This window comes from Microvirga yunnanensis (assembly GCF_025460875.1).
Window position 1 is genome coordinate 1 of sequence record NZ_JAMXFI010000013.1, and the last position, 18,836, is coordinate 18,836.

Genomic DNA, 18,836 nt, shown 5'->3' on the forward strand with positions numbered 1-18,836 from the left:
AGGAAGTGGCCCAGGTCGGCACGATTTCCGCCAACGGCGACAAGGACATCGGCGAGATGATCGCCCAGGCGATGCAGAAGGTCGGCAACGAGGGTGTCATCACGGTCGAAGAGGCCAAGACCGCCGAGACCGAGCTCGATGTCGTGGAAGGCATGCAGTTCGACCGCGGCTATCTCTCGCCGTACTTCATCACCAATGCCGAGAAGATGATCGCGGAACTCGAGGATCCCTACATCCTCATCCACGAGAAGAAGCTCTCGTCCTTGCAGTCACTCCTGCCGATCCTCGAGGCCGTGGTGCAGACCAGCAAGCCGCTGCTGATTGTGGCGGAAGACATCGAGGGCGAGGCGCTCGCCACCCTCGTGGTCAATAAACTCCGCGGTGGCCTGAAGATCGCCGCCGTGAAGGCTCCCGGCTTCGGCGACCGCCGCAAGGCCATGCTGGAGGACATCGCGATCCTGACCGCCGGTCAGACGATCTCCGAAGACCTCGGCATCAAGCTCGAGAACGTCACCCTCGACATGCTCGGCCGCGCCAAGCGCGTGCGCATCGAGAAGGAAAACACCACGATCATCGATGGTGCTGGGTCTACACAGGACATCGAGGCTCGCGTTCAGCAGATCAAGGCGCAGATCGAGGAAACCACCTCGGACTACGACCGTGAGAAGCTCCAGGAGCGTCTGGCCAAGCTCGCCGGCGGCGTCGCGGTGATCCGCGTCGGCGGCGCGACCGAGGTCGAGGTGAAGGAGAAGAAGGACCGCGTCGACGACGCCCTGAACGCCACCCGGGCCGCGGTGGAAGAAGGCATCGTCCCCGGCGGCGGCACGGCTCTGCTGCGCGCCAAGGCGGCGGTGGCCAAGCTCCAGAGCGACAACGCCGACGTGAATGCCGGCATCAAGATCGTGCTGCGCGCTCTCGAGGCTCCGATCCGTCAGATCGCCGAGAACGCGGGCGTCGAAGGCTCGATCGTTGTCGGCAAGATCGGCGACAACACGAAGTCCGACACCTTCGGCTTCAACGCCCAGACGGAAGAGTTCGTGGACATGCTCCAGGCCGGCATCGTCGATCCGGCGAAGGTCGTCCGCACGGCTCTGCAGGACGCGGCTTCGGTCGCCGGCCTGCTCGTCACCACCGAGGCCATGGTGGCCGAGGCTCCCAAGCGCGAATCCGCTCCGGCCATGCCGGGCGGCGGCATGGGCGGCATGGGCGGCATGGACTTCTAAAGGGTCCGATTCAGGCCGCCCCTTCCTGAGGGAAGCTCAAGTCCGGCAGGCCGGACTTGAGTGGCGGCATGGACTTCCAAGAAGTCGCTCCAACAGCACTGACGTAAGGGAAGCCCCGGAGGAAACTCCGGGGCTTTTCTTTTGTGCTCCAGCGCACAGCGAATTGCTAAGGTTATCGAAACACTATATCACATGGAACTTGAAGCAACGGAGCGTGCCGTGACCGTCTATGTGATCGACGAAACCCGTCCTCTGCCGCCGACGACGAAGGACCGCGAGACCGCGCTTCAGCTGCAATCCGACGATACGGTGATCCTGGCGGATGGTTGTTCCATCAGTGCCTCAGGATGGGGCTCGTTCGGCATCAGCGGCGAGCGCAACACGTTGCTTCTGGATGGGACCGTCCAGAGCGAGAAGGATACGGCGGTCGCCACATCGGGGCGGATCGAGGTTTCAGCGACCGGATCGGTCCTGGGTTCGACGACCGCGATTACGTTCGCAACCCCGAATGAAGAGCATTGGTTCAATGTGCTCAACAATGCCGGGAGAATCCATGCAGAAGGCGCGGCGATCCTCCTCGACACGACGAGAGGGACTCAGACCAGCATTACGAATTCCGGCACGATCGTGGGCGGAGACGGCATCTATTTCTATGGGTACGATGCCCCGGACGACACCCTGTCGATCACCAATACCGGCCTGATCAGGGGCGACACTGCCATATTGGGCCTCGGCATGGGATCCAATATCGTGGTCAACAAAGGTGAAATCGACGGGAAGGTCGTCCTCGGCGGCGGCGCCTGGCTGTCCCCGCGCGGCCCCTCGGTGAATATCTATGACGGACGAGGAGGAATCCTGAAGGGCGAAGTGATCTTCAGCGCCGGAAACGACATCGCCTATGGGGGCGACGGATCCGAAACGTTCAACATGGGCGCCAACACCAATTTCGTCGACGGGGGAGGCGGCATCGACACGCTGCACGTCGCTGGCACCATTGATCTCAGGATCACCGGCAAGCAGCAGACCAATCCGTTCACCTGGAACACCGTCCGCAACATCGAGGATCTCATCGGGAGTTCGTTGCCGGATCATCTCATTGGCAATGGAGCCGACAACAGGATTTCAGGGGACCGGGGCCACGACATTCTCGAAGGAGACGGGGGCGATGATGCCCTGGAGGGCGGAACCGGAAGCGACGCATTGCTCGGCGGCGATGGCGTCGATGTCGCGATCTTCAGCGGCAACTTCTCCGACTACGTCCTTGAGAAGCATGCCAATGGCAGCGTCTCTATAAAGGACACACGGTCGGAATCGAACGAAGGCACCGACTCGCTCACCGGCATCGAGTACGCTCAGTTCTCCGATCGAACGATCGCCCTGACCGCGACGACGAACTCGGCTCCGACCTCCGTCAGCCTCGACGACACGAGCATCGAGGCGGACGCCAAGTCCGGCGCGCTCGTCGGGCGTCTGAGCGGCGTCGACCCGGACGGGGACCCGCTCGGCTACTTCCTCGCGGCCAATCCCGGCGGGCACTTCCGCATCCACGGCGACCAGCTTCTCGTCGACGCGCCCTTCGCGGCGGGCGATCAATCCTTCGACATCGTCGTGCGGGCGAGCGACCCCAAGGGCGCGTCCCTCGACAGGCATTTCCTCATCACGGTGACCGCGAGCGGCGTGACGGTTGCTCCCACGGACCACCCGTCGCAGCCCGTTCCCGTCCCGGAGGCGCGCGTGCTCCGGGGCGGCCGGGCGGCCGACATTCTCAAGGGCGGCGACGGCGACGACCACCTCAACGGCGGGCCTGGACGGGACAGGCTGACCGGCGGCGCGGGCGACGACGTGTTCGCCTTCACGACGAGACTCGGCGCGGCGAACGTGGACCGGATCGGCGATTTCGTCTCTGCCGAGGATGCGATCCATCTCTCGTCCCGGATCTTCGGACGGCTTGCCAAGGGGGTCCTGTCGGACGAGGCGTTCCATATCGGCGCGAAGGCCGCCGAGGCCGACGACCGCGTCCTCTACAACGAGAAGACCGGCGCCCTGTCCTACGATGCGGACGGCATGGGTACCCGCCATGCTGCGATCAAGTTCGCGCAGCTCATCCCGCACACCCTGCTCGCGGCCGGAGACTTCCTCGTGGTGTGATCGCTCGTCCGGTCCCGAGCCGTGAAAAAGGCCCCGGATCGCTCCGGGGCCTTCGTCATCGGAGTCGCGGTCTAGAGTCTCGGACGTGAAAAGTGGACACCACTTTTGGGATTCATCCGAGGCTCCCTCTCTTGACCGGCGCATCGGACCCAAACCTGGGTCCACTAATCACGTCCGGTGCTCTCACGATCAGGCGGCCGACTTGAGAAGCCCTTCGGCCTCGAGGGCCTGCTGCACGCTCGGGCGCGCCGCGATGCGGGCCTGGAAAGCCTGCAGGTGCGGGAACGGCGAAAGGTCGACATTGTGGAAGTTCGCCCAGTTCACGACCGTGAAGAGATAGGCGTCCGCGATCGTGAAGGTCTCGCCCATCAGGAAGGGCTGCCGGGCGAGAGCCCCGTCCAGATAGGCGAACCGGGCCGCGAGGCGCTCCTTGGTGGCAGCCTTCACGGCGTCCGGCGTGGCCGGGTTCCACAGAGGACCGAAGCCCTTGTGGATCTCGGTGCTGATGAAGCCGAGCCATTCGAGCAGGCGGTAGCGCTCCACGGTCCCGGGGCGCGGCACGAGAGCCGTGTCGGGCTGCTGGTCGGCCAGATACTGGACGATGGCGCTGGCCTCGGTGAGCACGGAACCGTCCTGCAGGCCGAGCGCCGGCACATAGCCCTTCGGGTTGATGGCGGCGAAGTCCGCCCCGGTCTCGGTGGTGCGGTTGGCGAGATCGACCTTCTCCAGGGTGACGGGAATGCCGGCCTCCCGGGCGACGATGTGAGGCGCGAGCGAGCAGGCGCCCGGATAATAATAGAGCTTCATGGGTCTTCTCCAGGGTTGAAGGGCAATCAGGCCGCGGCCCCGAGGGAGGCCCGGGCGGGGGCAAGGCTCAGGGGGCGGGAGGGCTTGAGGGCATAGGCGCCGTCGCCGAGAAGGGCTTGTGCAACGGACAGGACGATCAGGTAAAGCGGATATTCCCAGCCGCCGCCCTGAGCCGAGAAGACCCAGCCGTTGCCCGCGTGCACCCAGGCGGCGCCGAACAGGACCGGCAGCAGGCCCAGCGCCACCCAGCGGCTCTGCACGCCGAGCACGAGCAGGATTCCGCCGATGAACTCGGCCAGGAACGTGGCGTAGGCGAGGGCGCCGGGCAGGCCGAGCGATTCGAAGTATTGCGCGGTTCCGGCGAGGGTGAAGGTCATCCACTTCAGGACGACGCTGTGAGCGATATACATGATTCCGAGCGCGACGCGCAGGAGCAGGGCCGCAGAGTCGGAAGCGGACGGATGGGCGAGTGGCATTGCAATTCTCCATGCAAGTGCATAAAGTTTTGATGCAGATGCATCGATCCGTCAACTTATATGCATTTGCATTGAATCAAGGAAGGGTTTGCCCGCATGCAAGAGCCGTCCGCCGCCGTCATCAAGGCCTGGGGGCGCCTGATCCGGGCCGAGCGCACCGTGGTCGGGCGCATCGAGGCGGAGCTGAAAAGCGCCGGCTTTCCGTCGCTGCACTGGTACGACGTGCTGCTGGAGCTGAAGCGTGGGCCGGACGGGCGGCTCACGCCGCGCGAGATCGAGGCGGCGGTGCTGTTCGAGCAATACAACCTCTCCCGGCTTCTCGACCGCATGGAAGCCGACGGGCTCGTGCGCCGCATTCCGTTTCCCGGCGACAGGCGGCGGCAGCTCGTCGAGATCACCGAAGCGGGACGAGCCCTGCAGGAGCGCATGTGGCCGGTCTATGGCGGCGCCATCAGCCGCTTTTTCGGGGAGAAGCTCGGAGAGAAGGAAGCCGGGCAGCTGTCGGGCCTGCTGCTCAAGCTGTTGCAGGCCGAGAATACCTGAGGCTCGAAGAACGAACTGGACCGAAGGACGTTCATGAGAGAAGACGGCTAAGTTCCGGCGGCCGACGAGGGATCACCCGTGAAACCGACCATCTTCTCCTTTCCCATGCCGCGGCGCAGCCTTCTTGCCGTCCTTCTCCTCCTCGGCGCGGCAGTTCAGATCGCGGGCTTTCCTTCGGCCCGGGCGCAGTCCGCGTCGCCCGCCCGCTCCAGCTCGGCTTCCATCCGCACGCCGGACTTCGACGAGAGCGTCCGCTGGTACCAGGATATGCTCGGGTTTCGGCTGCTCGGGAGCCAGAGCCTGGTTCCCGGCCGCCAGGCCGTGCTGGAGCGGAGCGGCTTCCTGCTGGAGATCACAGAGGTCGATCACGTGCTGGAGGCGGACCGGGATCCTCATGCCACGGGCAATGTCGCCGTGACGCCGTTGCCGGTCATCAGCTTCCTCGTCCCCGACGTGGACAAGGAGGTCCAGCGCCTCCGCAAGGCCGGAGTCGAGATCCTGCAGAATCCCGAAGACGAGCTTGACGGCCGCTATCGCACGGCGCAGATCCGCGACAACGGCCGGCACCGGATCGAATTGCGGGAGCCCGTCGACGAGAACGGCTTCAACGCGATGGGGCGCTGATAGAAATTTTCCATCCTTGGGAATAATCCCAAGCCCGGCGTGTCTCTGATGTCGTGGCCATCACCGGCCTCAGGAGGACACCCATGAAGCTGTTTCTGCGTCCGGCCGTCCTGGCAGGAGCCCTCGTCGCTGCAACCGTCGCGCTTGCTCAATCCTCTGCCCCCGCCAAGGTGGCGGATACGAGCAAGGGCAAGGCCCTCGTCGATGCCAAGGGCATGACCCTCTACACCTTCGACCGCGACAGCGCCGGCAAGTCGGCCTGCAATGGGCAATGCGCCCAGAACTGGCCACCGCTGATGGCGGGCGGGAGCGCGGCCGCCTCGGGCGACTGGAGCGTGGTCACCCGCGACGACGGGACCAAGCAATGGGCCTACAAGGGAAAGCCGCTCTATCTCTGGGTCAAGGACACCAAACCGGGCGAGGTGACCGGCGACGGCGTCAACAATGTCTGGCATGTCGCGGCCCCCTGAGCCTTGCAGGAGCAGCCCGTTCATCGTTGAATGACGCGGCCAGCCGAGAGTCGCCCTTGGACGAGATCGCTTCCCTTCTCGAACCGCTGATCCCGGGCCTGCGCCGGTATGCCTGGGCCCTCCTGCGCGATGGCGAGGCGGCGGACGATCTCGTCCAGGATACCCTGGAGCGTGCGATCAGCCGCTGGAACCAGCGGCGCGACGGCGATCTGAGAGCCTGGCTCTTCACGATCCAGCGCAACCTGTTCATCAACAGCCTTCGCCAGAGGAAGGTGCGCGGCACACCCGTGGGGGAGGAGGTCCTGAACGATGTCCAGTCTCCCGACATGAGCCCCGAGGGCCATGCCGGTCTGCGCGACGTCCTGAAAGGGCTCGAGGCTCTTCCGGAGGAGCAGCGCTCCATCCTGCTGCTGGTGGGCGTCGAGGATCTGTCCTACGAGCAGGCCGCGCAGGTGCTCGGCGTCCCGCTCGGCACCGTCATGTCACGCTTGAGCCGGGCGCGGGCGCGATTGAGAGATTTCATGGAACACGGGCGCGGTGCCGCCTTGAGGAGAGTGAAGTGACGGGCGAGCGACCCATCGGAGAGGACGATCTGCAGGCCTTCGTCGACGGCCGGCTCTCGGCTTCGCAGCGCGAGTCGGTGAAGGCGTACCTCGCCGATCATCCGGCGGCGGCCATGCAGGTCGAGCGCGAGATCGAGCAGCGGGACGCCTTGCGCGCGCGCCTCTCCTTCAAGGCGCAGGAGCCCATTCCCTCACGTCTTCGCGTCGCCAACCTCCTGGCTGCCCGCCGTCGCACGCCGTTGATCCGTCCTGCGGCGTTCGCCGCCGCACTGGCATGGCTTGTCATCGGGGGAGGCCTGGGAGCCTGGGGCGGCATCTGGTGGAGCGCCCGGGCTCACAGGCAGGCAGACGCCATGAGCGTCGCCGACAACGCCATCGCGGCGCATCGCATCTATGTGAGCGAGCGCCTGCACCCGGTGGAAGTTGCCGGCGATCAGGAGGCGCATCTCGTGCAATGGCTGTCGCGGCGCGTGGGCAAGCCGCTGACGGCGCCGAACCTGAACGCCCAGGGCTATCGTCTCATCGGCGGGAGGCTGCTTCCCGACAGCGGCGAGGCAGCGGCGCTCTTCATGTACGAGAATGCGGGCGGCAGCCGCCTCACGCTCTATGCCCGGTCGCGCGAGAATGAGTCCGAGACGTCCTTCCGCTTCGAGGAACAGGACGGCGTCTCGGCCTGTTCCTGGATCGACAAGGGATTGTCCTACGTGGTCACGGCCAAGGCGGATCGCGCCCAGCTCCTGCCGATCGCCGAGGCGATCTACAAGCAGTTGGAGGCGGCAGGCGACCCCGCGAAGAGCCGCCTGTAGTGATCTGGCAGCCGTCAGCGCACCGTGCGAAAAAGTGGACCCGGTTTTTCGCCCTCAACGATGCGCCGGCCGAGAGCGGAGCATCGGGTTGATACCCTCCCCACGTCATGGCCGGCCTTGTGCCGGCCATCCCGATGCGGAAAAGCAGTCAGCCTCAAACAATCGGGATCACCGGCACAAGGCCGGTGATGACGTGGTGGTGGCTTGGACGGCCCGGTGATGACGGGGTGGTGGATCGGCCGAGCGATCAGGACAGGGTCCCGAGCGGTGCGCCGCTCAAAGGCTAGAGCATCGGATCCGACTCCAAACCCGGGTCCACTTTTCACTGGCGTGGCCCTGCGGGCCGCTGACGCGGCCCTCCGGGTCACGTCCGAGGCTCTAGCGCATCGTGCGGAAAAGTGGACCCGGTTTTCCGCCTCATCCGATGCGCCGGTCAAGAGAGGGAGCCTCGGATGAACCCCAAAAGTGGTGTCCACTTTTGGGTCCGAGGCTCTAGCCGAACACGGCCGGATCCGGCCCGACGCGGCCGGAGGCGTCGTCGAGCGTCTCGATCGCACGCATGTCCTCGGCGGCGAGCTTGAAGTCGAACACGTCGATGTTCTCGCGCATGCGGGAGGGCGTGACGGATTTCGGAATCACCACGAGGCCGTTGTCGAGATGCCAGCGCAGGACGACCTGGGCGGGCGTCTTCCCGTATTTGCGGCCGATCGCCGTGAGGGTCTCGTCGCTCAGGAGGGTGCCCTGCCCGAGCGGGCTCCAGGATTCCGTCGCAATGCCGCTCTTCGCATGGAACGCGCGCAGTTCCGTCTGCTGGAAGCGCGGATGCAGCTCGATCTGGTTGACCGCCGGGGTCACGCCGCTCTCGTCGATCAGCTTCTGCAGATGCTGAACCATGAAGTTCGACACGCCGATGGATTTCGCGCGCCCGTCCTGCTTCAGCTTGATCAGCGCGCGCCACGTGTCGCGATAGGCCTCGCTGCCGGCCACGGGCCAATGGATGAGGTAGAGATCGACGTGGTCGAGCCCGAGGCGCGCCAGGCTTTCGTCGAAGGCGCGCAGGGTTTCGTCATAGCCGTGACGGTCGTTCCAGACCTTGGTGGTGATGAAGAGCTCCTCACGGGCCACGGGAGCGGCCTTGATGGCCTGTCCGACGCCTTCCTCGTTGCCGTAGATGGCCGCCGTATCGATCGAGCGGTAGCCCGCCTTGATGGCCTCGCCGACGGCGCCGGCGGCTTCCTCGTTGGAGACCCGCCAGACGCCGTAGCCGAATTGCGGCATGGCGTTGCCATCGTTCAGGCGGACAGTGGGAATGGTCGACATGGGCTGCTCCATTGACAATGCGGCAGGAAGGTAGGGCCGATACGGAATAAGCAAATAGTGACCGCCATCGGCCGACGCCATGCCGGAACCGGCATGGGCACCCTGCGTTGCAAGCTTGACACGTCCTTCCCCTGCACAGGAGCCCTCCTTGTCCATTCCAGAAGCGCGCAAGGGGACTCCGGACCCGACCCTCGACGAGATGGAATTCCGCAGACGGTTCCTCGAGCAGTTCCAGGATCCCGCCTTCGAGGCGCTGAAGGGAGTGCTGCAGCAGGTCGCCGATGCCGCCTGGGACGCCTACAGCCACCACCGGAAGAGCCCCAAGACCCGCAAGGCGGGACCCGGCTTCACGGATCCCGACTACGACCTCGCAGTCGACTGGATCGCCGCGAAGGACGCGATCGACCGGGCCCAGGAGCGGCACGAGGACAAGGCCGGTCCGGCCCGCTTCCTTCTCATCTCGGCGTCGTCGCGCAGCGAGCACACCTGTCCCGGCGAGATGTCCAAGAGCTACCGTCTCGTGGAGATCGCCCATCAGGTCCTGGCCAGTGCCGGCAACACGGAGGTCGAGGTGCTCGAACTGAGCCGCCTCACCGCCGAGTACGGCCGTCACATCGATCCCTGCAAGGCCTGTTTCTCGACGGCGGCCGCTTTGTGCCACTGGCCCTGCTCCTGCTATCCCAACTACTCCCTCGGTCAGACGCACGACTGGATGAACGAGATCTATCCCAAATGGGTCGAGGCGCATGGAGTGATGATCATCACGCCGGTCAACTGGTATCAGGTCTCGTCGCCCTTGAAGCTGATGATGGACCGGCTCGTCTGCGCCGATGGCGGCAATCCGGACCCGACCTCGACCCAGGGCAAGAAGACGGACATCGCCAAGGGGCTCGAGCTGAAGGGCTGGGACTATCCCAAGCACCTGGCCGGCAGGCAGTTCTCCGTCATCGTCCACGGCGATGCCGAAGGGGCGGGGAGCGTCCGCCGCAGTCTCTCCGACTGGCTGCACGCCATGGACCTGGAGCCCGCGGGCGCGGCCGCGGAGTTCGAGCGCTATATCGGCTACTGGAAGCCTTACGCCACCAGCCATGAGGAGCTCGACCGGGATCAGGCCGTTCAGGACGAGGTGCGCAACGCCGCCTGGACCCTGCTCGAGGCCGTCAAGGCGAAGCGGGACGGAAAGCTCGTCGCCGCCGGCGGGAACCTGAAGGAGCCGCGGCAGAAATAGCGCACGAAAAAGCCGGCCCGGAGGGCCGGCTTCATGGCGCGTCGTCCAAGACGAGGCCTACCAGCTCGTCAGAACCGAGCCCTTGAACTTCTCCTCGATGAACTGCTTCACCTCGGGCGTGTGGTAGCTCTCGACGAGAGCCTTCACCCAGGGCTTGTCCTTGTCTTCACTGCGCACGGCGATGAGGTTCACGTAGGGGCCCTTCGGGTTCTCGCGGGCGATGGGATCCTTCACCGGATCGAGGCCGCCCGCGGTCGCATAATTGGTGTTGATGACGGACGCATCCACGTCCTCGAGGACGCGCGGTCCCTGGGCGGCTTCGATCTCGACGAACTTGATCTTCTTCGGGTTGTCGGTGACGTCGATGGGCGTCGGCTTGAAGCCGACATTGTCCTTCAGCTTGATCAGACCCTTGTCCTGCAGCAGCAGAAGCGCCCGGCCGCCATTGGTCGGATCGTTCGGGATCGAGATCGTCGCGCCGTTCGGCAGGGCGTCGAGGCTCTTGTGCTTCTTGGAGTAGATGCCGATCGGGAAGTTCACGGTGAGCGCGACGCTTTCGATCTTGAAGCCGCGGTCGGCCACCTGGTTGTCGAGATAGGGCTGGTTCTGGAACGAATTCGCCTCGATGTCGCCGCCGGCGAGCGCCGTGTTGGGCACCACGTAGTCGGAGAACTCGACGATCTTGAGGTCGAGGCCCTTCTTGGCCGCGATAGGCTTCACGGCTTCGAGGATCTGCGCGTGCGGGCCGGGCGTGGCGCCGATGCGGATCGTCTGGGTCTGGGCCAGGGCCGGCAGGGCGGCAATCGAGAGAAGGGCGGCGAGGCCCAGCTTCTTCAGGGACATCGGGTGACTCCTTGTGCGATGTTGTGTTCGATGATCAGGCGTGGCGGATTCGCTTGTTGAGGTGGCGCGCGAGGCGGTCGCCGATGCTCTGCACCGCCTGGACCAGCACGATGAGCACGACCACGACCGCGAGCATCATCTCCGGCATGAAGCGCTGATAGCCGTAGCGGATGCCGAGATCCCCCAGGCCGCCGCCGCCGACCGCGCCGACCATGGCCGAGAAGCCCAGCAGCGACACGACGGCGAGCGTCAGGCCGAGAACGATGCCGGGCAGGGCCTCGGGGATCAGCACCTTGCGCACGATCTGGAGCGGGCTCGCGCCGAAGGCGCGCGCGGCCTCGATCAGGCCCTGGTCCACTTCACGGATCGCGCCTTCGATGAGGCGCGCGATGAAGGGGGTGGCGGCGATCGTCAGCGGCACGATGGCGGCGTTCGTGCCGATGGAGGTGCCGGCGATCAGGCGCGTGAACGGGATGATCGCCACGACGAGGATGATGAAGGGGGTCGAGCGCGTGGCGTTGACGATGACGCCGAGCACCCGGTTGACCCAGGGGGCTGCGAACAATTCGCCCTTGCCGGACGTGGCGAGGAACACGCCGAGCGGCAGGCCGAAGAGCGTGGCGATGAGCGCCGAGACGGCGACCATGTAGAGGGTTTCGCCCGTGGAATTGGCGATGAGGCGGATCATCTCAGGCGACATGGCCGAGGACCTCCGTGTCGAGACCGTGCTTGTTCAGAAAGTCGAGGGTGGTGGCCAGCGATTGCTCGGGCACGCCGACCACGAGGGTGCCGAACGGGCGTCCTGCGATCTCGTCCACCGAGCCCGACAGGATGTTGGTCTCGATGCTGAGATCGCGCGCAAGCCGCGCAAGGACGGGGTCCGTCGCGTGGGGGCCGCGGAAGCCGATGCGCACGACCGCCTGGCTTCCGGGCGCCGCCTCGGCCGTGAGCCTGCTTTGCACGTAGGGCGGCAGGGCGCGGCCGGATTCGTCGGCGAGGAACGAGCGGGTCACCTCGTGCTGCGGCCGGGTGAAGACGTCGAACACGTCGCCCTGCTCGACGATGCGTCCGCCCTCGATCACCGCGACCTCGCGGGCGATGTTGCGGATCACCGCCATCTCGTGGGTGATGAGCAGGATGGTCAGGCCGAGTTCGTCGTTGATCCGGCCGAGCAGGTCGAGGATCGACCGGGTGGTTTCCGGGTCCAGAGCCGAGGTCGCCTCGTCCGACAGGAGAACCTTGGGCTTGGTGGCGAGCGCGCGGGCGATGCCGACGCGCTGCTTCTGGCCCCCCGAGAGTTCGGACGGATAGCGGTTGCGCTTATCCGAGAGGCCGACGAGGGCCAGAAGCTCCTCCACGCGGGTCCCGATCTCGGCCTTGTCGTAGCCGGCCACCTCGAGAGGCAGGGCGATGTTCTGGGCCGCCGTGCGCGAGGAGAGCAGGTTGAAGTGCTGAAAGATCATGCCGATCGAGCGGCGGGCATGACGAAGCGCGGCTTCCGGCAGGGCCGCGATGTCGGCGCCGTCGACGATCACCTTGCCGGAGGAGGGCTTCTCGAGCCCGTTCACCAGGCGGATCAGGGTCGACTTGCCGGCGCCCGAACGGCCGATGACGCCCAGGATCGAACCCTGGGGGACGGCGAGGTTGATCTCGCGAAGGGCCGTGACGGGCTGGCCGTCCCGTCCGGGAAACGTCTTGGACACCTTCTCCAGGCGCACGATGGGCTCCGCCGGGATCAGGCGCTGGGCAGTCTGGCCGCCGAGATAGCCGAGAGGGGCGTTCATGAAGTCGCCTTTGCAGTGACGTCGGGGATGTCGAAATGACACATGAAACATCCCGTTCTCTAAGTCAATTGTTTCGTTCGTTAAACAGGACAATCTGTTTTGCCGAACGCAATTGGCCATTTATGTGCCTGTTGCACTTCTCACAAGGCTGCTATCGCATGGGGAGGAGCGAAGTTCCTCCTTTCTTTCGCCACAAGCACGATTGATCCGGCTTCCGAGATGTCCACGGAGCCGGGAACGGGATCTCGGCAGGAGATGTGTATGATCAAGGCGAGCGTTGCGCTGGCACTCGTAGGTTTGGCCGTTCTTCTGGCGTCCCTGTCCGGGGCGGCCGAAGTTCCGTTCTACCTGCCCCTCTCGAGCCTCCTCCTGGCCGGGATCGTGTTCGCAGGCCGGACCATCCCGACCTTCCTGAAGATCTTCGTCGTGATGATCGCGGCGACCCATCTGGTGCTGGTGGCGCTGGTCGTCGGCGCCGCCACGGGGTTGATCACGGGCGATTACACCGGGTACGTGCCGCCGCCCTCTGCGGCGCTGGGCGCGACGGCCTTCGGGGCGATCATCTACGGGCTGTCCTACGTCCCGGTCGTGCGCACCATCTGCCGCATCACCGACCTTTATCTCGACTCGCAGGCGGACAGCGTGATCCGCATCCCCTTCCTCGGCCTCGTGCGGGCGCGGGAGGGCACCATCGGCATCGCGATGATCGGGATCCTCATCGCCATCAACCTCGCCCAGGTCGCGCTGAACGTCCGCCTCAGCTTCTTCTCGCGCGACATGTTCAACGCGCTCGAGGCCAAGGACGCGGCAGCCTTCTGGTATCAGCTCTTCGTCATCTTCACGCCGCTGGCGGCCGTGTTCGTGGCCATGGCCCTGACCGAGGTGCTGCTGCAGAACGTGCTCTCCATCCGCTGGCGCGCCTTCCTCAACACCTATTACCTTCGCGAGTGGCTCGGCGACGGAACGCATTACCGGATGCAGATCATGGGCCGCGGCGCGGACAACCCGGACCAGCGCATCTCGGAGGATCTGCGCAAGTTCGTCGAGAGCACCTATTCCCTGTCCGTCGGCCTGATGAATCAGGCCGCGACCCTGGTGTCGTTCGTGGCGATCCTCTGGACCATCTCGGCCGGCTTCACCTTCCCGGGGACGAGCGTGGAAGTGCCGGGTCTGCTCGTCTGGGTCTGCGCGGCCTACGCCATCCTCGGCACCTGGGTGACTCACCTCATCGGCCGGCCGCTGATCGCGCTCAACTTCGAACAGGAGCGCGTGGAGGCGAATTACCGCTTCTCCCTGGCGCGCCTGCGCGAATACACGGAGCAGGTCGCCCTTCTGTCCGGCGAGACGGCCGAGCGGGAAGGCCTCGGCCGGCGGTTCGGTCAGATCGTCGACAACTACATGCGGATCGTGTTCCGCCTCATCAAGCTGAACACCTTCACGTCGGCCTATTTCCAGGCCAACGTGGTGGTGCCCTACATCCTGACCGCGCCGTATTACTTCATCGGCAAGATCTCCCTCGGCCAGATGCAGCAGGTGGTCGGGGCGTTCTCGCGGGTGGAATCGGCGCTGACCTATTTCATCACGATCTATACCACGCTCGCCGACTACAAGGCCGTGCTCGACCGTCTCACCACCTTCGAGGGCGCGATCGCCTCGGCCCAGCGCGTCGGGGGCGAGAGCAAGCTGGCCGTCACCGAAGCGCCCGGGCGGGACCTGCGCCTGGAGGACCTGGACGTGCGTCTGCCCGACGGCAGCGCTCTCATGCATACGGACGGGCTGGCCTTCCACCCGGGCGAACGCACCCTGATGACCGGGCCGTCCGGCTCCGGCAAGTCCACCCTGTTCCGCGCCATTGCGGGCATCTGGCCCTTCGGCGAGGGGCAGGTGCTGGTCCCCGAGGGACAGACCATGATGCTCCTGCCGCAGCGGCCCTACATCCCCATCGGGACCCTGCGCGAGGCGGTGACTTATCCCGGCCGGGCGGAATCCTACGACGACGTCCAGATCGCCGAGGCCCTGCGCTCGGCCCGGCTGCCGCAGATCGCCGAGCGGCTCGACGACGACCGCAACTGGGCTCAAACCCTGTCCCTCGGCGAGCAGCAGCGCCTCGCCGTCGCCCGGGCGCTTCTCGCCAAGCCCGACTGGCTCTTCCTCGACGAGGCGACCGCCGCGCTCGACGAACCCACGGAGGGCGAGATCTATCGGATCATCAAGGACGAGTTGCCGAACACGACGGTGGTGTCCATCGGCCATCGCTCGACGCTCGCGGCCTACCACGACCGTCGGATCGACATGAAGAAGACCGATGGCGGCCTCTCGACCCCGGTCGATCTGCGCCAGGCCGAGCCCGCGGAATAGGAGAGGCTTTCAGCCATCCCCATGGCGTCGCCGGCCTTGCCCCGTCCATGACGGGGTGGATGACACTCCGCGGCCGTCCGCCGGGTCCAGAAACGACAACGGCCGGCTCGCGCCGGCCGTTGTCGTTCAAACCCGAGAGCAGGCTAAAGAGACCGCTCCAGGATCAGCCGTCCGCCGTTCTGGGTCTGGATGATCAGGTTGCGGCCCTGGATATCCCACTTGCCCGAGGAGCGGAGCGCCACGAGGAAGGCCTGCTCGATGGCCATGGCGGCCTTGTCGCAGCTCTTCTTCGTCAGGGCGAAGGGGCCGACCGCGAGACCCTGCTCGCGCAGGGGATAGGCCGCCGTGGCATAGGTGTTGCAGCCGCCGAAGCCCGTCGCCCGAAGCTGATCGTCGAGCTTGAAGCTCGGACGGTCTCCGGTGAACGGCTTGCCGTTCAGGCTCACGGCCACCCAGGAGGAGTTCAGGGGGAAGATCTTGCCGCCGTCTCCCGGCTGCGGCACCTTCGGATCCACCTGGCGCGTCGGGCCGACCGGCCGGCCGAGGGTCGTCGCTGCCGACTGGGCATGAGCTCCCGAGACGGCGGCGAGAGCCACCACAAATGTCGCAAGTCGAAGTGCGTTCATCGGAACCTCTTCACGCAAAAAACGCCTGGACCATAAGTGGCCTCGAGCCCCGAGGCAACGCCCAAGGTGATGTTGTCCTATCCATCCGTGAGGAAACATGCTTCAGCCAATTCGCCGCAGGAGGCGCTCGGTGAGGGCGTTGGTCGGACGGAACAGGTAGTCGAACGCCCGGACCGAGATGTCCTGGGCGCCGATGCCCTGGAGGGCCGCCACGATCTCGAACACCGTCGCGGCCCGGCAATGCAGCACGACCTCGCGGCCGAGTGCGTTGCCATAGGGGAGGGATGCGCCGTGATCCCTGGCCAGCGCCACGAGTGCCGCGCCCCGGGCCGGGTCGAGGGCCGCCCGCACCTCGCGGCTCGTTCTGGCCTCTTCCTCGGCGGCGATGCGCGTCAGAACGGCCGTGGCCGCAATCCGCGCCCGGTCCGTCCAGGGGGCGCGGGCCGAGGCCACCAGATTGGCCTCGGAGCGCAGCATCACCCCGTCGTCCAGGATCTTGAGGGCGTTGGCGGCCAGCGTCGCGCCTGTCGTGGTGATGTCGACGATCAGCTCCGCGGAGCCCGCGCCCGGGGCGCCCTCGGTGGCGCCGAGGCTCTCGACGATCCGGTAATCCGCCACGCCCTTCTCGGCGAAGAAGCGGCGGGTGAGGTTCACGTACTTGGTCGCCACCCGCATCTTGTAGCCGTGGCGGGCGCGAAGATCGGCCGCCACCTCGTCGAGGTCGGCCATGGTGCGCACGTCGATCCAGGCCTGCGGCACGGCGACGACCACGTTGGCATGGCCGAAGCCCAGCGGGGTGAGCAGTTCGACGGCCTCGTCCGCGTCGGCGACCTGCTCGCGGATCAGGTCCTCGCCGGTGATGCCGAGATGGGCGGTGCCGCTGGCGAGCTGGCTCACGATCTCGGACGCCGACAGGAACGCGACCTCGACGTCCGGAACGCCCGCGAGCGTGCCGCGGTAGTCGCGCGCCCCGCGGGACTGGGTGAAGACGAGGCCGGCGCGGGCGAAGAACGCGGCGGCGTTCTCCTGCAGGCGTCCCTTGGACGGGACGGCCAGGATGAGAGGGGAATCGGTCATCAGGGTGTTCCCACGATACGGTCGAGCCAGAACGAGCAGCCCACCGCCGGGATCGGGGCTTCGGCTCCCAGATGTTCGAGCAGGCGGTCGTAGCGGCCGCCGCCCACCACGGGCTTGCCGTCGCCGCGGCGCGGGTCCTGCACTTCGAAGATGAACCCCGTGTAGTAATCGAGATTGCGCGCGAAGGTCGCGGAGAACGAGAAGGCGCTCACGTCGAGCCCCCGCGCGGCCATGAAGCCGGTGCGCTCCTCGAAGGTCGCGAGCGCGCCGTTGAGGTCGAGGCCGGCCTCCCTGGCGAGGCTCCGGACCGCGTGGGCCGCATGGTCCGGATCGCCCGCAACGGTGAGGTAGCGCTCCAGGATCTGCCGCGCCTCCTCGGCCAGGCCGGTCCGGTTCGCCGCGCGCGCCAGGAAGCGTTCGGCGATCTCGCCCGCGCTGCGTCCGCCGACACGGGCGATGCCGGCAATCGACAGGATGTCCTCCACGAAGGCCTTGGCCGCCTGGGGAGCCTGCCCCTCGATGGCCGCGAGCAGGCCCGCATGCTCCTGAGCGCCCGATCCGTCGGGCTCACCGAGGCTCGCCAGCCCCTGGCCCGACACGATGGCGCGGATCACCCGGCGCTTGGCGGCCGGCGCCACGCCCAGGGCATCGATCAGCGCATGGAGAAGCCCCATGTCGCCGAGCTTGACGATCGGGGCGGGGCCGCCGAACTGCCTGAGCCCGTCCAGGGCCAGGGCGAGGATCTCCGCGTCGACGGCCGAGACATCCGGCCGGCCGATGGACTCGAGCCCCGCCTGCAGGAACTCGCCGCTCTCGCCCGGGCGCATCCGGAAGACGGGCCCGCCATAGGAATAGCCGGAAGGCTGGGCGCCATGGTGGAAGAGATGCTGAAGACAAACCGGGATCGTATATTCGGGCCGCAGGCACAGCTCCGCCCCGGAGGCGTCCTGCGTCACGAACATGCGGCGCCGGATATCCTCGCCGGACAGGTCGATGAACACGTCCGCCGGCTGCAGCACCGGGGGCTCGATCCGCGCATAGCCCTCGCGCTCGAAGAGCGCGGTCAGCGCGACAATGGCATCCGTCTCCGTCACTGGTCTTGCCCAATCCTTGTATCGGCATGCTCTCTAGCAATGCCGGGCCGGGAAGGCGATTGTTTTCGACGGGAAGGGTGAATGCCTGGGCGAGGATCCGGCATCGGCTGCGGAGGGGGATCCGTCCCTGCGCGCCCTCGCCGGGCCTGTTCCTGCGGTGCCGATCGCAATAACCCCGCGCTCGGACAGGCGGGATGGCCGGCGCTGGAGCATCGGACCCAAAAGTGGACCCACTTTTGGGATCGGATTCGATGCTCCACGGCCTGGCTGGCGCATCGTTGAGCGCGGCCCGCTGGGTCCGCACGATGCGCCGGGCCGGCCATGAGGGAGGAGACGGCGCGACGGTCCGGGGCTTACTGCTTGTCGGCGGGGTCGGTCTTCGCCCTGGTGGTCCGGCTCCTGCTGGTGCCGCTGGAGCGCTGGACGTACTTGACCTTCTTGGGCTCCTGCTTGTCGCCTTCCTCTCCGACGAGGCTGGCGGGCAGGAAGTGGCGGGCGGCCTCCGTGACCACGCCGGCGACGGCGCCTGCCGCCGTCTGGGTCAGGTCGGCGCCCTGCGCGCCGGCATTCACCGCGGCAGCTCCGGCCTTCTTGGCGGTCCGGGTCCTGGTCAGGGCGGCGGCCGCGGCGCCGGCGGCCGCGATGAGCGCGTCGGCGAGAATCTCGCGGCCGAGATCCGTGTTGATCAGGTCCATGAGGCCGGATTTCTTGGCCGTCTTCGCCAGTTTGGTGCCGGCGCCTTTGCCGGATCCCTTCTTCGATTTCGCAGTGCTTTTCTTGTCCTTGTCCTTCGGCATCTTCATCTCCTGATGGTCAAGCTTGGGAGACAACCCCTATGAAACCACA

The 18,836-nt window shown here is 66.3% G+C and carries 19 protein-coding genes; 9 read left to right on the forward strand and 10 right to left on the reverse strand.

From position 1 onward, the window contains the following. Both groL and NF876_RS08935 read left to right on the forward strand, forming a co-directional pair. On the forward strand, positions 1-1,223 hold a 1,223-nt coding region (gene groL / locus NF876_RS08930; protein WP_262268446.1), incomplete at its 5' end, for a chaperonin GroEL. A 192-nt stretch (positions 1,224-1,415) separates the two neighbouring features. Continuing rightward, positions 1,416-3,371, forward strand: a complete 1,956-nt coding sequence (locus tag NF876_RS08935; RefSeq protein ID WP_262268447.1) for a calcium-binding protein — start codon at positions 1,416-1,418, stop codon at positions 3,369-3,371. Between the two features lie 189 nt (positions 3,372-3,560). Here NF876_RS08935 and gstA read toward each other — a convergent pair whose 3' ends face one another. Further along, complete coding sequence (gene gstA, locus NF876_RS08940; protein WP_262268448.1) at positions 3,561-4,178, reverse strand: glutathione transferase GstA; 618 nt, start codon at positions 4,176-4,178, stop codon at positions 3,561-3,563. Between the two features lie 26 nt (positions 4,179-4,204). Further along, positions 4,205-4,654 (reverse strand): DoxX family protein, encoded by a 450-nt coding sequence (locus NF876_RS08945; protein ID WP_262268449.1) that lies wholly within the window; start codon positions 4,652-4,654, stop codon positions 4,205-4,207. A gap of 96 nt (positions 4,655-4,750) precedes the next feature. Here NF876_RS08945 and NF876_RS08950 point away from each other — a divergent pair, with 96 nt between their 5' ends. From NF876_RS08950 to NF876_RS08970, 5 genes are all read left to right on the forward strand, one after another. Then, positions 4,751-5,197, forward strand: coding sequence for a MarR family winged helix-turn-helix transcriptional regulator (locus NF876_RS08950; RefSeq protein ID WP_262268450.1), 447 nt, complete (start codon positions 4,751-4,753; stop codon positions 5,195-5,197). 78 nt (positions 5,198-5,275) lie between these two features. Further along, complete coding sequence (locus NF876_RS08955) at positions 5,276-5,821, forward strand: VOC family protein (RefSeq protein ID WP_262268451.1); 546 nt, start codon at positions 5,276-5,278, stop codon at positions 5,819-5,821. Positions 5,822-5,904: 83 nt separating this feature from the next. After that, on the forward strand, positions 5,905-6,291 hold the full coding sequence (locus tag NF876_RS08960) for a COG4315 family predicted lipoprotein (protein ID WP_262268452.1): 387 nt from the start codon (positions 5,905-5,907) through the stop codon (positions 6,289-6,291). 56 nt (positions 6,292-6,347) lie between these two features. Continuing rightward, positions 6,348-6,854: an RNA polymerase sigma factor gene (locus tag NF876_RS08965; protein WP_262268453.1), complete on the forward strand. Its 507-nt coding sequence runs from the start codon at positions 6,348-6,350 to the stop codon at positions 6,852-6,854. Next, on the forward strand, positions 6,851-7,660 hold the full coding sequence (locus NF876_RS08970) for an anti-sigma factor family protein (protein WP_262268454.1): 810 nt from the start codon (positions 6,851-6,853) through the stop codon (positions 7,658-7,660). Before NF876_RS08965 ends, NF876_RS08970 begins: the two co-directional genes overlap by 4 nt. Before the next feature lie 492 nt (positions 7,661-8,152). Here the strand turns inward: NF876_RS08970 and NF876_RS08975 are convergent, their stop codons facing one another. Next, positions 8,153-8,980: an aldo/keto reductase gene (locus NF876_RS08975; protein ID WP_262268455.1), complete on the reverse strand. Its 828-nt coding sequence runs from the start codon at positions 8,978-8,980 to the stop codon at positions 8,153-8,155. Between the two features lie 199 nt (positions 8,981-9,179). Here NF876_RS08975 and NF876_RS08980 point away from each other — a divergent pair, with 199 nt between their 5' ends. Further along, complete coding sequence (locus NF876_RS08980; RefSeq protein WP_262268545.1) at positions 9,180-10,208, forward strand: flavodoxin family protein; 1,029 nt, start codon at positions 9,180-9,182, stop codon at positions 10,206-10,208. Between the two features lie 57 nt (positions 10,209-10,265). Here NF876_RS08980 and NF876_RS08985 read toward each other — a convergent pair whose 3' ends face one another. Genes NF876_RS08985 through NF876_RS08995 form a run of 3 tightly spaced genes read right to left on the reverse strand, consistent with a single transcriptional unit; the run spans position 10,266 to position 12,835 of the window. Next, positions 10,266-11,051, reverse strand: a complete 786-nt coding sequence (locus NF876_RS08985; RefSeq protein WP_262268456.1) for a MetQ/NlpA family ABC transporter substrate-binding protein — start codon at positions 11,049-11,051, stop codon at positions 10,266-10,268. Positions 11,052-11,085: 34 nt separating this feature from the next. After that, positions 11,086-11,751 (reverse strand): methionine ABC transporter permease, encoded by a 666-nt coding sequence (locus NF876_RS08990; RefSeq protein ID WP_262268457.1) that lies wholly within the window; start codon positions 11,749-11,751, stop codon positions 11,086-11,088. After that, positions 11,741-12,835, reverse strand: coding sequence for a methionine ABC transporter ATP-binding protein (locus tag NF876_RS08995; protein WP_315975016.1), 1,095 nt, complete (start codon positions 12,833-12,835; stop codon positions 11,741-11,743). Before NF876_RS08995 ends, NF876_RS08990 begins: the two co-directional genes overlap by 11 nt. Positions 12,836-13,096: 261 nt before the next feature. On the opposite strand from NF876_RS08995, the gene NF876_RS09000 reads away from it, so the two are divergent. Continuing rightward, a complete protein-coding gene (locus NF876_RS09000; RefSeq protein WP_262268458.1) occupies positions 13,097-15,193 on the forward strand; it encodes an ABC transporter ATP-binding protein/permease in 2,097 nt (698 codons plus the stop codon). Between the two features lie 143 nt (positions 15,194-15,336). On the opposite strand, the gene NF876_RS09005 is transcribed toward NF876_RS09000, so the two are convergent. From NF876_RS09005 to NF876_RS09020, 4 genes are all read right to left on the reverse strand, one after another. After that, positions 15,337-15,819 carry an META domain-containing protein gene (locus NF876_RS09005; protein WP_262268459.1) on the reverse strand — a complete coding sequence of 161 codons (483 nt, stop codon included), beginning with the start codon at positions 15,817-15,819 and terminating at the stop codon, positions 15,337-15,339. Between the two features lie 102 nt (positions 15,820-15,921). Beyond that, on the reverse strand, positions 15,922-16,896 hold the full coding sequence (gene hisG / locus NF876_RS09010) for an ATP phosphoribosyltransferase (RefSeq protein WP_262268460.1): 975 nt from the start codon (positions 16,894-16,896) through the stop codon (positions 15,922-15,924). Continuing rightward, entirely contained in the window at positions 16,896-17,990 is a 1,095-nt protein-coding gene (locus tag NF876_RS09015) for an ATP phosphoribosyltransferase regulatory subunit (RefSeq protein WP_373696638.1), read from the reverse strand. The genes hisG and NF876_RS09015 overlap by 1 nt, the downstream gene beginning before the upstream one ends. Before the next feature lie 353 nt (positions 17,991-18,343). Beyond that, on the reverse strand, positions 18,344-18,787 hold the full coding sequence (locus NF876_RS09020; protein WP_262268461.1) for a hypothetical protein: 444 nt from the start codon (positions 18,785-18,787) through the stop codon (positions 18,344-18,346). Positions 18,788-18,836: the final 49 nt, after the last annotated feature.

Bases quoted from the DNA above. Each gene is read 5' to 3' on its own strand.
- hisG (WP_262268460.1), bottom strand. From the start codon at position 16,896: ATGACCGATTCCCCTCTCATCCTGGCCGTCCCGTCCAAGGGACGCCTG.
- NF876_RS08985 (WP_262268456.1), bottom strand. From the start codon at position 11,051: ATGTCCCTGAAGAAGCTGGGCCTCGCCGCCCTTCTCTCGATTGCCGCC.
- gstA (WP_262268448.1), bottom strand. From the start codon at position 4,178: ATGAAGCTCTATTATTATCCGGGCGCCTGCTCGCTCGCGCCTCACATC.
- NF876_RS09020 (WP_262268461.1), bottom strand. From the start codon at position 18,787: ATGCCGAAGGACAAGGACAAGAAAAGCACTGCGAAATCGAAGAAGGGA.
- NF876_RS08980 (WP_262268545.1), top strand. From the start codon at position 9,180: ATGGAATTCCGCAGACGGTTCCTCGAGCAGTTCCAGGATCCCGCCTTC.
- NF876_RS09005 (WP_262268459.1), bottom strand. From the start codon at position 15,819: ATGAACGCACTTCGACTTGCGACATTTGTGGTGGCTCTCGCCGCCGTC.
- NF876_RS08975 (WP_262268455.1), bottom strand. From the start codon at position 8,980: ATGTCGACCATTCCCACTGTCCGCCTGAACGATGGCAACGCCATGCCG.
- NF876_RS08960 (WP_262268452.1), top strand. From the start codon at position 5,905: ATGAAGCTGTTTCTGCGTCCGGCCGTCCTGGCAGGAGCCCTCGTCGCT.
- NF876_RS08995 (WP_315975016.1), bottom strand. From the start codon at position 12,835: ATGAACGCCCCTCTCGGCTATCTCGGCGGCCAGACTGCCCAGCGCCTG.
- NF876_RS09000 (WP_262268458.1), top strand. From the start codon at position 13,097: ATGATCAAGGCGAGCGTTGCGCTGGCACTCGTAGGTTTGGCCGTTCTT.
- NF876_RS08990 (WP_262268457.1), bottom strand. From the start codon at position 11,751: ATGTCGCCTGAGATGATCCGCCTCATCGCCAATTCCACGGGCGAAACC.
- NF876_RS08935 (WP_262268447.1), top strand. From the start codon at position 1,416: ATGGAACTTGAAGCAACGGAGCGTGCCGTGACCGTCTATGTGATCGAC.
- NF876_RS08950 (WP_262268450.1), top strand. From the start codon at position 4,751: ATGCAAGAGCCGTCCGCCGCCGTCATCAAGGCCTGGGGGCGCCTGATC.
- NF876_RS08945 (WP_262268449.1), bottom strand. From the start codon at position 4,654: ATGCCACTCGCCCATCCGTCCGCTTCCGACTCTGCGGCCCTGCTCCTG.